Origin of the sequence: Rhizosphaericola mali, assembly GCF_004337365.2 — a bacterium.
Lineage (GTDB): Bacteria > Bacteroidota > Bacteroidia > Chitinophagales > Chitinophagaceae > Rhizosphaericola > Rhizosphaericola mali.
Genome location: NZ_CP044016.1, coordinates 3,493,683 through 3,506,504, shown reverse-complemented (window position 1 = coordinate 3,506,504; position 12,822 = coordinate 3,493,683). Strand labels below are relative to the sequence as shown.

Annotated in this window: 12 protein-coding genes and 1 riboswitch; of the genes, 3 read left to right on the top strand and 9 right to left on the bottom strand. The window is 34.1% G+C overall.

The annotated features are described in order from the left end of the window. Window positions 1–99: 99 nt before the first annotated feature. From E0W69_RS15000 to E0W69_RS14975, 6 genes are all read right to left on the bottom strand, one after another. Window positions 100–324 carry a hypothetical protein gene (locus E0W69_RS15000; protein WP_131330866.1) on the bottom strand — a complete coding sequence of 75 codons (225 nt, stop codon included), beginning with the start codon at window positions 322–324 and terminating at the stop codon, window positions 100–102. Window positions 325–329: 5 nt separating this feature from the next. Next, window positions 330–488, bottom strand: coding sequence for a hypothetical protein (locus E0W69_RS20625; RefSeq protein ID WP_225321279.1), 159 nt, complete (start codon window positions 486–488; stop codon window positions 330–332). 208 nt (window positions 489–696) lie between these two features. Continuing rightward, window positions 697–1,686: a hypothetical protein gene (locus E0W69_RS14990; RefSeq protein ID WP_131330865.1), complete on the bottom strand. Its 990-nt coding sequence runs from the start codon at window positions 1,684–1,686 to the stop codon at window positions 697–699. A gap of 66 nt (window positions 1,687–1,752) precedes the next feature. Next, window positions 1,753–2,853, bottom strand: a complete 1,101-nt coding sequence (locus tag E0W69_RS14985; RefSeq protein WP_131330864.1) for a M20 family metallo-hydrolase — start codon at window positions 2,851–2,853, stop codon at window positions 1,753–1,755. Window position 2,854: 1 nt separating this feature from the next. Beyond that, window positions 2,855–3,649, bottom strand: coding sequence for an acetylglutamate kinase (gene argB, locus E0W69_RS14980; protein ID WP_131330863.1), 795 nt, complete (start codon window positions 3,647–3,649; stop codon window positions 2,855–2,857). A gap of 46 nt (window positions 3,650–3,695) precedes the next feature. Continuing rightward, the gene (locus tag E0W69_RS14975; RefSeq protein ID WP_131330862.1) at window positions 3,696–4,961 is read right to left on the bottom strand and encodes an alkaline phosphatase family protein; all 1,266 of its coding nucleotides are present in this window, start codon (window positions 4,959–4,961) and stop codon (window positions 3,696–3,698) included. 252 nt (window positions 4,962–5,213) lie between these two features. On the opposite strand from E0W69_RS14975, the gene E0W69_RS14970 reads away from it, so the two are divergent. Together E0W69_RS14970 and recN are read left to right on the top strand one after the other, a co-directional pair. Next, window positions 5,214–8,027, top strand: coding sequence for a TonB-dependent receptor (locus E0W69_RS14970; RefSeq protein WP_131330861.1), 2,814 nt, complete (start codon window positions 5,214–5,216; stop codon window positions 8,025–8,027). A gap of 62 nt (window positions 8,028–8,089) precedes the next feature. Then, a complete protein-coding gene (gene recN / locus E0W69_RS14965) occupies window positions 8,090–9,748 on the top strand; it encodes a DNA repair protein RecN (RefSeq protein ID WP_131330860.1) in 1,659 nt (552 codons plus the stop codon). 352 nt (window positions 9,749–10,100) lie between these two features. Here recN and pnuC (E0W69_RS14960) read toward each other — a convergent pair whose 3' ends face one another. After that, a complete protein-coding gene (gene pnuC / locus E0W69_RS14960; protein ID WP_131330859.1) occupies window positions 10,101–10,688 on the bottom strand; it encodes a nicotinamide riboside transporter PnuC in 588 nt (195 codons plus the stop codon). Between the two features lie 12 nt (window positions 10,689–10,700). Continuing rightward, on the bottom strand, window positions 10,701–11,273 hold the full coding sequence (gene pnuC, locus E0W69_RS14955; RefSeq protein WP_131330858.1) for a nicotinamide riboside transporter PnuC: 573 nt from the start codon (window positions 11,271–11,273) through the stop codon (window positions 10,701–10,703). Window positions 11,274–11,310: 37 nt separating this feature from the next. Further along, a riboswitch (TPP riboswitch) is annotated at window positions 11,311–11,402 on the bottom strand. A 117-nt stretch (window positions 11,403–11,519) separates the two neighbouring features. On the opposite strand from pnuC (E0W69_RS14955), the gene E0W69_RS14950 reads away from it, so the two are divergent. Next, complete coding sequence (locus tag E0W69_RS14950; RefSeq protein ID WP_131330857.1) at window positions 11,520–12,143, top strand: hypothetical protein; 624 nt, start codon at window positions 11,520–11,522, stop codon at window positions 12,141–12,143. Window positions 12,144–12,180: 37 nt separating this feature from the next. Here E0W69_RS14950 and E0W69_RS14945 read toward each other — a convergent pair whose 3' ends face one another. Next, entirely contained in the window at window positions 12,181–12,747 is a 567-nt protein-coding gene (locus E0W69_RS14945; RefSeq protein ID WP_131330856.1) for an adenylate kinase, read from the bottom strand. Between the last annotated feature and the right edge of the window lie 75 nt (window positions 12,748–12,822).

The following is a 12,822-nucleotide window of genomic DNA, read 5'->3' as shown; positions in this document are numbered from 1 at the left end:
AAAAGAATAATTGGCATATTATGAAATTGTTATAGGCATATTTGTATAAAAATTAGGAGTTGAAGTCCGAAAATTGATAAATACTTTGAAATTATTTGTCTATTTCTTTTTTTGCAAAAAGATTTTTTCGTTTTCGTCAATATCTAAAATGGTGTAATGATCCACCAAATTAATCTTCATTTCATCCAAAATTTGAACAATATTGGCAAAAGAGGTGTGGTCACTAGGCTTAATAAAAATTATTTTTTCAAAATTTTCAGTGTCTTTCTGATACGTCACTATAATATTTCTAATTTGTTTATAATCTGATTTAATCCAATTCATTCTTTTTAATCATTATTATTGTCAATTGCGTAATACAAAGTATTATTATTCGCCATAAGAATATTTAAAATAGACAGAGAGAGTGCATCTCCACAATTAATCTCATTATCGGATGGAACCGTCAATGTTTTTGCATGATTAGTGGAAAATGTTGCTTTGGTCATAAAAAATATCATAAGGCAGAATGCCAAACAGATAAAAGGAGTGAAATCAAGAATAAGATTTTGCTTTTTAAAAGTGTGTCTACTGTTAGTTTGCATAGAGTACAATAGTTAATTTTTATAGAGATGACTCCATCTTTGGAATTCCATAAAAATCTATGTACAAAAACATACTAATCCTGTCATTTACGATTTAAAAAAGGTTAAATTTTTATTGCTTCGGGTCTAATTGCCAGTCTGTATTTTGTATAATCAAGTCTGACTTGTGGTACAAAATTTTTAGTCCAAAGGATCCAGCCATTCCATAATCCTTAATGGTTTTGTCAATGGAATCAGTTATAATATGCAAAGTGCTTTCACCTCCGTCTCTTAAACCAGGAATAGTATAGTTACTTCCTAATTTATTTACATTCAAGTAATTTACTAGTTCTGAAAGGAATTGTTTGTCTTGGATTGCCATTTTCCCTCGATAATGATTTGTTTTGAAAATGCTTTTGCTTCCTGTGGCGTCTGGAAACATGCCAGTTTTGCATAATTTCAGATCTCCATTTGCAAGTATGGAAATCCCTTCTTGTTGTCCTGCCTTACCTCGCGGTTCGATAAAATCAATTTGCTTAATATTTTCGTTTGTTGGGTTTGGATTATATTCTATAAAATTATCAAATTTATATACGAGTTCGATTGATTCAAATCCTGGGAAAAATTTACGATTATATACACTTATGTCACTTCCAGATCGGAGTATTTGCAATTGAATAATAGTGGGCTTGTCTTTAATTCGTAGAACTTTACTATAACTCAATGAGCAGATATTATTAAGGTTCAAATCAAAAATTTGATATTTATTCTGAGGAAACATTAGTATAATAAATGGACCAACATCTTCGCTTTCTTGTGCTAATAGCACATCCGTACAGCCATTTTGATCAATGTCAGCAAAAGAATAAGGTTGTAAAATTCCTAGTGAATCAGATATTTTACTGTAAAAATGTGATTTTTTGTCATAAGGTAATACCACATCCTTTATTGGTACTCTACTGTATGGTCGTAGCTTAGGGTTTATGGTAATTAATGCTTTGTTTAATTGTTCAATATTTTGAACAGAATCAAATATATTGGCTCTTTGTTCTAGTTGGGCTAGACCTGATATCGAAACCAAAAACAATATGGCAAATAGATAGAAATGTGTTTTTCTTTTCATAACCAGCGTAATTTGAATAAAAATAAAACATTTTCTCTTTAATAATTACGCAAAAAATAGCTAAGCTTATTCCCAACCTTCTAGCATCTTTATATAAAAATCAATACCCTCTTCAATTTCATTTAGGTAAATGAATTCGTCTGCAGTATGACTTCTTGCACTATCACCGGGGCCGCATTTTAATGCTTGAAATGGCATTAATGCTTTATCCGAACTAGTTGGTGAGCCAAATGGTTTTTTGCCTAATTTAATTCCAGATTTTACCAATGGATTACTGATGTCAATTCTTGAGGAACGTAATCTGAAACTACGCGCTTTGACTTCGGATTGTACATTTTTTTGAATGATTGCCAATACTTCTTCATGAGTATAAGCGTCCGTTATACGAATGTCAACTACATATTGGCAAACCGCTGGAACGACATTATGTGCTTTGTTTTCTGTTTCAATGACCGTTACGGACATTTTTACCTTTCCTAACCATTCTGATATTTTTTGAAATTCATAAGACGAAAACCAAGCGATATCTTGCATAGCTTTATAGATGGCATTTTCGCCTTCGTTCCTAGCTGCGTGACCTGCTTTTCCATTCGCGGTAGCGTCCAAAACCATCAAGCCTTTTTCCGCAACTGCCAATTGTAATAGTGTAGGTTCTCCGACTATAGCTTGCCAGTTTTCCCAATTAGAAAAAGGAATACGTCCATCTAAAGTTTGAAATTCTGCATGTTGTAATAGCGCTTCGATTCCATTTTTTCCACTAATTTCTTCCTCTGCGGTTGCTGCAATTACCAAATTAAAAGGTAAATTTTCCAAACTATAAAAATGCGTAAATGTTGCTATCAAAGAAACCAAACAACCGCCTGCATCATTGCTGCCTAATCCAAATAGTTTGCCATCCTCAATTTGTGGTTGGAATGGATCTTTTGTGTATTTGAGATTGGGTTTTACTGTATCATGATGTGAATTCAACAAGACTATGGGTTTGTTTGCATCAAAATGTTGATTGACGGCCCATACATTATTGTGAAATCTATTCGTCTTGATATCATTTTCGGAGAAAAAGTTTTCAATGGTATTGGCCGTTTGATCTTCTTCTCTAGAAAAGGAAGGAATGGAAATTAATTGCTGTAATAGTTGGATGGCCTTTTCGGCGAGTATATTTACCATATTATGCTTCGATTAACGTTCCTGTAGTTTGTGCTGTCGTATTAGTAATAATATCGTCTGCGTGTCCAATTAATACTTCTTTTACTCCTTTTTGAATCGCGGAAAAGGCATTGTCTAATTTGGGTAAAATGCCTTCAAATAATTTGTTTTCCGCTTTGAGTTGTGCGTAATATTGAGCATTGATATTTCGGATAACACTATTGTCATCATTCACATTTTCTAAAACACCTTTTTTCTCAAAACAATAAATCAAACGTACTTGAAAAATAGAAGAAAGCGCAATTGCCAAAGAGGATGCAATCGTATCCGCATTAGTATTTAAAATATGTCCGTTTTGATCGTGCGTAAGCGGCGCAAATACTGGCGTGACTTGACTATGTAATAAGGCACTAAGTAATTCGGTATTTATTTTTTCTGTTTCAACATCACCCACCCATCCAAAATCAACTTCCTTGACTGGACGCTTATGCGCTGGAATACTATTGCCATCAGTACCAGTTAGCCCAATAGCATTGGTTTGACACATTTGTAGTTGCGCTACGATTTGTTTGTTAATCAATCCACCATACACCATAGTTACTAGGTCAATGGTCTCATCGTTGGTAATGCGGCGCCCATCCACATATTGAGATACGATGCCTAATTTTTCTCCTAGTTTGGTTGCAATTTTTCCGCCGCCATGCACTAGAATTTTGGGTGCTTTAATCGAACTAAATTTATCCAAAAAGGTACTCAATGCGTCAGGATGATCAATTATATTGCCTCCAATCTTTATAACATATAAGGATGAACTCATAGCACGAATTTATTTAAGCGAATGTATAAAAAATGTAGCCTTTGCTTTATTTTAAAATTTCCTTAGCTAAAATATCTTTTCCATCAATAGAATTGGGATCGTATTTCAATCCAAGAATGTCGGCGATTAATGGGAAAATTTCAATATTAGTAAAAGATGGGATCGTTATTCCTGATTTGAATGCTGGTCCCCATGCCAAGAAGGTTGCTTGCATGTCAGGCGTTTCTTTTACATAAAATCCATGCGAACCTGCGATTGTTTTTTTGTGATTGGAAAAATAAAAAGGCGCGTGTGCAACTAATACGATATCGCCGATCCTATGGTAGCGATCATCGGAAGTACGATAATGATAGTCCTCCGGAAGTTCGTTTTTATAGTAGACTTCAAAATGTTTCTTTTTTAATTGCAGTTCTTTATACAAACTATCACGCTTTGTTGGATTGGGAACGAAAATGTCGACCAAACTACCATTGGAAACAATCGTTTCTGAGGTGCTATCCACTTGGAATGGAAGGTGTAACGGGTTATTTTCTTTCAATTGAGTCATGCCATGATCCGAAACAACGATGAAATTTACGGGCAATCCAGTTTTTTGAACTGCATCATTTAACGCATTGATGGACGAATCTACAAAGGCAACTGCAGATTTAGTTTCTTTGCTTTTAGGACCAAATTTATGACCTGCATGATCTACTTGTGGGAAATAAAATGTGATAAAATGTGGACGTTTTTCGGCTGGAAGTTCTAACCAATTAACCACCGTCTGGATACGGCTTGCAATAGGTATTTTCTCATTGTAAGCGTAGTAATAAGTAGGTAATGTATTTTGAATAGGCGCTTCGGAACCTGGCCAATAAAAACTAGCACTCAACATTTGTTGTTTCTCTGCCAATACCCAAAGCGGTGTGCCACCATACCAATAAGGATTTTTTACTGCTTTAGCATTTCCTAAACTATAGCGCGAATTTGTTGCGGAATCATAAATGTCATTACCAATCAATCCATGATGTGCCGGATATAATCCGCTTACAATTGTGTAATGATTGGGGAATGTGATTGAGGGAAAGGATGGATACATCGATTGGGCTGCAACGCCATTTTCTGCCAATTTATTCAAATGATTGGCATGATAAATTTTTCTATAGTCGTACCGAAATCCATCAATAGATATTAGAATAACATAAGGTTTTTGCTCTTGCGTCGTGGCATTGATACGATTCAGCGTAATTTTTTGTGTCGTGTCTTGTGCGCGTGCTCCTGTGTAAATTCCGATAAATAATAGGAAAAAATTCAAAATTGATTTGTAATGCATTTGGCAAAAGTAAAACATCAAAAATGGACATTTCGAAAGTAACGAAAAAATAATCCAGTTGTAATTGCAACTTTTACAATTTATTGCCTCTTATAAGTAACCTATTTAGAAAAATTTCGTTCTAATTAGAAACGTACAATCTGTGTACGTAATCGGACAAAATTGTTTTTGAATAAGTAATTAAATTGTTGGTAATCAAATTATTAATTGTTTGGCATCGTTGGTGTTTATTTATTTACAAGAGAAAAAAGTATGAGAAAACTTCTTGGATCAATTGTGTGTTTATTATTTACGACTGTTTTATTTGCTCAAAAAGGGCAGATTTTTGGAAAAGTGGTCGATCAAAATGGGAAAGCCTTACCCTTGGTTACGGTTACGGTATTCAATGCGTTGGATACATCAATAGTTACCTACAGAATGACCAATGAGGAGGGTAATTTCAAAATTGGAAATCTACCTACAGATAAAGATTTACGTTTGTTAGCGACGTATTCTGGGTATGAAGCGTTACGAATGAATTTTAATTTGACCGATGGACAATCAGAAATGAATTTCGATACTTTGAAAATGGTCACGACAACAAAAGATTTGGATGAAGTGGTGGTCATCTCTGAGCGTCCACCCGTTTTGATAAAAAAAGATACGATTGAATTTAATGCGAACGCATTCAAAACTTTGCCCAATGCTTTAGTGGAAGATTTATTGAAAAAATTGCCTGGCGTGCGTGTGGATGCGAATGGTAATATCACAGTAAATGGTAAACCTGTCAACAAAATTTTAGTAGATGGAAAGTCTTTTTTTGGAGATGATCCAAAAATGGCATCTAGAAATTTACCCGCAAATGCCATCGATAAAGTGCAAGTCGTTGATGACAAGGATCAAGCGATGCTTAATGGTGATAATAACACCAATAATGTCGGGAAAGTAGTGAACATCACTTTGAAAAAAGGAATGAAAAAAGGGATGTTTGGAAAATTATATGGCGGTGGCGGAACTAAAGATCGATATGAAGCTGGAGGAATTGCCAATATATTCAGAGATACGTTACAGGTAAGTTTGCTTGGATATTCTAATAATTTGAATAGGTCAGGTTTTAGTTATGGTGAATTGATGAATGCGGGTGGTTTGCAACGTTCTAATTCCAATCAAAGCTCCAATTCTACTTCTATGTGGAGTAGCAACAACGGTTCCAATATCAAAGTAAATGGTGTGAGTTTTGGTGGAAATCCTGGTTATGGATTGGCAACAAGTAGCGGTGCGGGTATTAATATTAATCATTCTCCCGACAAAAAGAAGTCGTTTTTCTTTCAATATTTTTTCGGCGCTGTGGATACGAAAAAAGATGTTGTGAGCAATATTCGACAATTGAATAGTGATACAACTCAAACCAACAATACCTTAACTAATAGTCGTGTGAAAAATTTTGGTCATAGTTTTGGTACGGGATTTACGCTAAAACCAGATACTGTTACGACTGTTCGATTTAACGCCAATTATGTTATTGGATTAGAAAGAGATAGATTATTAAATACAGCAACAACAGATAATAATTTTATTGGAGCATTGTCAGATGGTAATTACAAACAACTAAATAGGATTAATAATTACAATTATAAACATTCTTTTTCTTGGATTAAAATATCGAAAAGAAATAAGGAACGAAGTTTTGTAATTACGAATCAATTGTCCTTTAGTAAAAACAATCAGGAAAATCAAACCAATGGTCAATATCATTATTATTATCCAACTGCATATGATAGTGTGCAAAATCAAATGCGCACGATTGGACTTCCACAAACGAATGCTACTTTGGGTTTGATATTTAAAAATCCAATATCTAAATATTTTTCCTTTAGGTTAAATGCGCGTTATAAATACTTTTATGTACGCAATGAGACTAACACGAATAACGCATTGTCTGAATCAGATCCTTATACTATTTTTAATAGTTATTTGAGTGGAAAATTTCATCGAAATGCCAACGAAGTTTCCATTGCCCAAACCTTAAATTATAAAAATGGTAAGTTGACCATATCTCCGTATGTGGAAGAATATTTGTTATTTTCTGATGTGAATGTGAGTAATATCACAGAGCCAGTAAAACAAGATGTACGTAAATTATTGCCAGGTGTTAATGTTAACTATGGAACTTTGAATATGTCTTATGGTAAAGATTATAATCTACCATCCTATAGCTATTTGCTTCCAATTGCCAATAATTACGATCCTTATAATGTTACCAATGGTAATCCATATCTGAAACCAATATTGAGTGACGAATATAATATCAGCTATAATGTAGCGGATCAAAAATCTAATATCAATGTATTTCTTTATGGATATATGTCTATTAAAGATAATGACATTATTCAAAAAACGACAGTGGATGATCAGGGCGTAATGTCTACCAATCCTATCAATGCGAAAGGCTCTAAATCTTATTACCTTAATTTCAATATTGATAAAGATTTTAAGTTTGGGAAAAATAATTCCTTCAAATTGTCTGGAGGAGGTTCTTATAGTATTGATAAAAGCAGATTGTTGTATAATGCAGACAGTTCCATGCAGACAACTTATAGTTACTATAATTGGGTAGGATTTCATCTGAATTTGAATGATGTGTTTGAATGGGATAATTCCTATAATCCTGGATTTAATTTTACCAGGTATTCTAGTCAAAGTACATTTTCAAATATTAATGTAACTACACAAAATATGGTGTCCAATTTTGTTGTTCGTTGGCCGAAACATGTGATTTGGGAAAATAATTTTGATTATACATATAATTCTAGTTTGTCTACAGGTGCTAAGAAAAACTTATTAGTTTGGACAGCTGCTGTGAACTTCACTTTCTTAAAAGATGATCGTGGTGTCTTGAAAATAATGGCTTATGATATCATGGATCAAAATAAACGATATGTTAGTTTAGAAACAACGAGTAACAGGATTACACTTTTACGAGGTACGATGCTACCACGTTATTTGATGGCGACATTTACCTATAATATTCGTTCGGTTGGACAGAAGAAAAAGAAAGTAGGAGGTGATAGTTTATTCTCATTTTAGCTAAGGCAATTGTTTAGAATTGTTTCATTCTACTATCTTTACAGCAAAATCGGATAGTTAGCGTGATAAGTAAATTATTTATTCAAAATTTTGCCATTATAGATGAAATTTCCATTGAATTTCATGCAGGTTTAAATATTATAACGGGAGAGACTGGTGCCGGAAAGAGTATCCTAATCGGTGCGTTATCCTTATTGTTGGGTGCTAGAGCCGATATTGCGTCCCTCAAATTAAAGGACAAAAAATGTATTGTTGAGGGAATCTTTACTCAGGACGAATTACCTGTACTATCCCAATTTTTGAAAAATAATGAACTAGATGTAGAACCAGAATTGGTCGTTCGAAGAGAAATTTCCGCCTCCGGCAAATCACGTGGTTTTATTAATGATACGCCTGTTTCCTTGCAACAATTACGCGAATTGGCAGTTTTGTTAGTTGATCTGCATCAGCAGTTTGACACTTTGCAGATTGGTGATACGAAATTTCAACGTGTTGTAGTTGATACACTTGCGAATAATCAGGAAGCCGTTTTAGAATATCAACAGATATTCAAACAATGGAAAAATACGCAGATTCAATTACGCGAACTGCAATCTAAAAAAGCAGATGCGGACAAGGAATTAGACTATTTGCAATTTCAATTGAGTGAATTGTCCGAAGCAAATTTTACAGCCGATGAGTTGGAAAATGCAGATATAGAACTACAAACGTTAACGCACGCAGAGGAAATTAAGCGCGTCTTGAATGAACTTAATTTTGTTCTCAAAGATGGCGAAGAACCGATCGGGCAGACTTTAAAATCTTTGCAAAATAAACTACGAAATTTTAGTGAAATAAATGCTTCCATTGGTGATTTAGCAGGGCGTTTGGAAAGTGTACAGATTGAACTTGAAGATGTGGCGCAAGAGGCCGAATCTATTGCAGATCAGACTAATCTGGACGAAGAAAGAATTGACTTTTTGAATGAACGCATTTCTCTCGGTTATAAACTACAAAAAAAACATAATGCGGCATCCACAAACGAATTAATTGCCATTCAAAAAGATTTAGAAAGCCGTGTGCAACAATTTGAACAAATTAGCGGTGACGAGCAAGCATTAGAAACGACATTGAAAACTTTGCATAAATCACTTGGTGAAAAAGCGAAAGTTCTTACTGTCAATCGTAAAAAAATAATACCAACTACAGAAAAAGAAATTGATACCTTACTTACTCAAGTGGGCATGCCCAATGCAAAAATTAAAATTGAATTGGATCCGTTGACGGATTGGAATGAATACGGACAAGAGCAAGTCAATTTTCTTTTCGATGCCAATAAAAGTGGGAAATTTGAGTTGGTCTCCAAAGTAGCTAGCGGTGGTGAATTAAGCCGTTTGATGCTCAGTATCAAATCTTTAGTTGCGAAATATGTACAATTGCCGACTTTGATTTTTGATGAAATCGATACAGGGATTTCTGGTGAAGCAGCTAAACAAGTAGGCGTGATTATGAAAGCTTTGGGTAAAAATATTCAAGTGATTTCTATTACGCATCAACCGCAGATTGCCGCAAAAGCAGATGCACATTATTTTGTATTCAAAAAAGAATCAGAAAAAGGCATCAATACAGGTATTCGACTATTGTCCGAAAATGATCGTATCAAGGCAATCGCGCAAATGATCGGCGGAGAAAATCCTTCAGAATTCGCACTGGCAAATGCAAAAGAATTAATGGCGGATTAAATTACTTTTGGACGAAATATTTTGCTCTGGCAGAGAAAACGTAAAGTGGGGCGGCAATTATAGGGAAAAATAAGACCCCAATTGTGTACATAATTTTTTCCTGGCTCCTCATTAGTCTATTGAAAATATGAAGGTCAATTAAGCAACTTAATTGGGTTATAATCATAGTAAAGAGTGCAATATTTAAAATTGAATTCGTGCTTCTATGATGCGTTACTTTAAAGTAAATACTTAATATTCCAATTATAAAAAAGGTAAAAGTTATACTATATAAAAATATTGTATAGGCTTTGGTTGGTTGTTTAATATCCGACATTTTATACAGTTTAGAGTATGATTAATTATCACTAAATTAAGATTTTTCAAGTAGATAATAGGATTTTCTCCAATTATAAAAACCTCTCACGCTCATAATTGCAAAAAAAGCAGAAAGCCCTGCATAAGGATATAAGTGTCGATTGATCTGCAAATAAACCAAGAAGCAATTAATGATAAACCAATTAACCCAAGTTGTCAGCACTTTGTGCGCTTCCATGAAGGTCGTAAGAAAACTAAAGGATGCCGTTGCCGCATCTAAATAAGGTCTTGGACTATCCGTATATTTATCTAAAATAAAACCTAGTAGGAGGGCAAATATTGCAGTTGAAATGTAACCAATTAGATGCGCTTTTAATGACCAAATTTGCACAGGCGCTTTGGATTGTGCAGTATCATTTTTCCTATTTTTTAACCAATAATTCCAACCGTAAATTGCTGCACCGATATAATAGATATTGACAAATGCCTCAGAGTAAATTTTACTTTCGAAAAAATTAAATACCGTTACTGCTGACGCCATTATTCCAAATAGCCAGCACCAAATATTCTCTTGTACAGCCAGCACCAAATAAATAATCCAAAAAACAACACCTGTATATTGCAAAATCTCCGCTGTGGTCATAGCTCATTTTACTTAATTGGATTGTAAGTTATAACTCTTTTTCCATTGTAGATAACCCATAATCGACATGATCGTGTAAAAAATAGAAAGAATACTATACAAATTCAAACCTCTATCTACTTGTAACCAGATAGAAACACCATTGATAAAAAACCAATAAATCCATGCAGACAATATTTTACGTGCTTCCAATACGGTTGCAGACAAACTAAATATCGCCATCGTTGCATCGATAAAAGGATGAGGTGAATCTGTATATTTTTTCATTAAAAAACCTGTGCCAATACTGAGTACTATGGAGATTGCAATCAAAACAACATGTTTATTATTTTCCCATTCAGATACAGATAAAGCTTCTTTTTTACTTTTTTCTTTCCAATAATACCAGCCATAAACACCAGCAAGAACATAATAAATATTTAGAATGGATTCTAAATAGAGTTTTGCATGGAAATAAAGAAACACAGTTACGAGCGAGCCAATTATCCCAAATAGCCAACACCAAATATTTTCCCAAATAATGAGAAAAAGGTAACAAAGTCCGGCGATAAGACCGACAATTTCTAGGGATTTAAAATAGTCCATTTTTTAATTTTAATGGACAGTTAATGCATTTGTAAAGAAAGATGGACGGTAACCATCCCTTCGCAGGCATTATCCTGTTCAGGTAATACGGGTATCTCTCAGCTTGTTACGGCACCCCGGGTTAAATAATTTTCAATGCAAATTACAAAAGTTTTTACAATTGTACTAGGGAAAGAATATGGCTTGAAAATTGAGTATTCAATATTTTTTATATTTGTAATACCGGACTTCTAATAATTAGTGAAAATGAAAAAAACAAAACTTTGCTTGTTGCTTCTTTGTAGCGTATTTGCCCTTTCTAATGTGGTTGCACAATATGTGCAACCCGAGCGCAATGACACCGTTTATTTAATGCCAAAAGTCGCTTTTGATAGTTTGCAAGCCAAGACGATGTTGGCGCGTGGCACAGGTACAATCAAAGGCATCGCTTATATTCGTCCCAATAATAATATTGGTTTCAACATCCGAACAGGGAAAAAATTATTAGCTAATAAAATTTTGATTACCCTTTTCCCAATGACGCCGTATTTTGAAGAGTATCTTTCTTTGAAGAAAAAAGTAAATCCGAAAAAATTAAAATTTGCTTTTATTTCCAATGATGCAATGCGTTGGAGATTGGAAGCTATTACCAATAGTTCGGGTGAATTTACTTTTCCTGAAATGAAACCAGGACGTTATTTTTTAGAAGGTATTTTGAATTGGTCACAAAGCGGCACATATAATCGTTATACAGGAAGTGGATACGGTAGTTATGGTGGTCAAGTGGATTATTATGCAAGAGATAATTATCGCAATAATTATTGTGATTATTTAAGTAAAATAGTCGAAGTAAAAAATGACGGAGAAATAGTAGAGGTTAAATTGAATTAAAAATAAAAGGGAAACGATTCGTTTCCCTTTTATTTTACTATCCGATCGCTTTTTGTAAAGCTTCAAATATTTCGTCTACAGAACCAACGCCTACGATTTCATTGACTTTGTCAAATTTTTTGTAGTAATCAGCAACTGCTGTTGTTTTTTTATGGTATTCTTTGATGCGATCAGCGACAATTGATTCATTTTGATCATCCGTTCTACCGCTGGTTTTCCCTCTATTTAAAAGACGTTTTACCAATTCATCTTCTGGTACGACAAGAGACAATAGGATATCCACTTTGGCATTTTTACTTTCCAAAAGTTGATCCAATGCCTCTGCTTGCGCTACTGTACGAGGAAATCCATCAAATAAGAAACCTTTTGCTTCTGGATTGGAAGATACTACATCATCAATCATTCCGATAACGACATGGTCAGGAACTAATTCTCCTTTGTCCATTAATGTTTTTGCTTCAAGTCCTAATGGTGTTTGTTGAGTAATCTGAGCACGCAATAGATCTCCTGTACTTAAATGGATAAGGCCGTATTTTTTTACAAGATTTTCACTTTGTGTGCCTTTTCCACTTCCGGGAGGTCCAAATAAAATAATATTGAACATTACATTTCAAAATTTTAATGAGGTGCAAAGATAAGGGGGATTGTCAATGCACATTTAAATAATTGTAGTACTTGA

Bases quoted from the DNA above. Each gene is read 5' to 3' on its own strand.
- E0W69_RS15000 (WP_131330866.1), bottom strand. From the start codon at position 324: ATGAATTGGATTAAATCAGATTATAAACAAATTAGAAATATTATAGTG.
- E0W69_RS20625 (WP_225321279.1), bottom strand. From the start codon at position 488: ATGACCAAAGCAACATTTTCCACTAATCATGCAAAAACATTGACGGTT.
- E0W69_RS14990 (WP_131330865.1), bottom strand. From the start codon at position 1,686: ATGAAAAGAAAAACACATTTCTATCTATTTGCCATATTGTTTTTGGTT.
- E0W69_RS14985 (WP_131330864.1), bottom strand. From the start codon at position 2,853: ATGGTAAATATACTCGCCGAAAAGGCCATCCAACTATTACAGCAATTA.
- argB (WP_131330863.1), bottom strand. From the start codon at position 3,649: ATGAGTTCATCCTTATATGTTATAAAGATTGGAGGCAATATAATTGAT.
- E0W69_RS14975 (WP_131330862.1), bottom strand. From the start codon at position 4,961: ATGCATTACAAATCAATTTTGAATTTTTTCCTATTATTTATCGGAATT.
- E0W69_RS14970 (WP_131330861.1), top strand. From the start codon at position 5,214: ATGAGAAAACTTCTTGGATCAATTGTGTGTTTATTATTTACGACTGTT.
- pnuC (WP_131330859.1), bottom strand. From the start codon at position 10,688: ATGACCACAGCGGAGATTTTGCAATATACAGGTGTTGTTTTTTGGATT.
- pnuC (WP_131330858.1), bottom strand. From the start codon at position 11,273: ATGGACTATTTTAAATCCCTAGAAATTGTCGGTCTTATCGCCGGACTT.
- E0W69_RS14950 (WP_131330857.1), top strand. From the start codon at position 11,520: ATGAAAAAAACAAAACTTTGCTTGTTGCTTCTTTGTAGCGTATTTGCC.
- E0W69_RS14945 (WP_131330856.1), bottom strand. From the start codon at position 12,747: ATGTTCAATATTATTTTATTTGGACCTCCCGGAAGTGGAAAAGGCACA.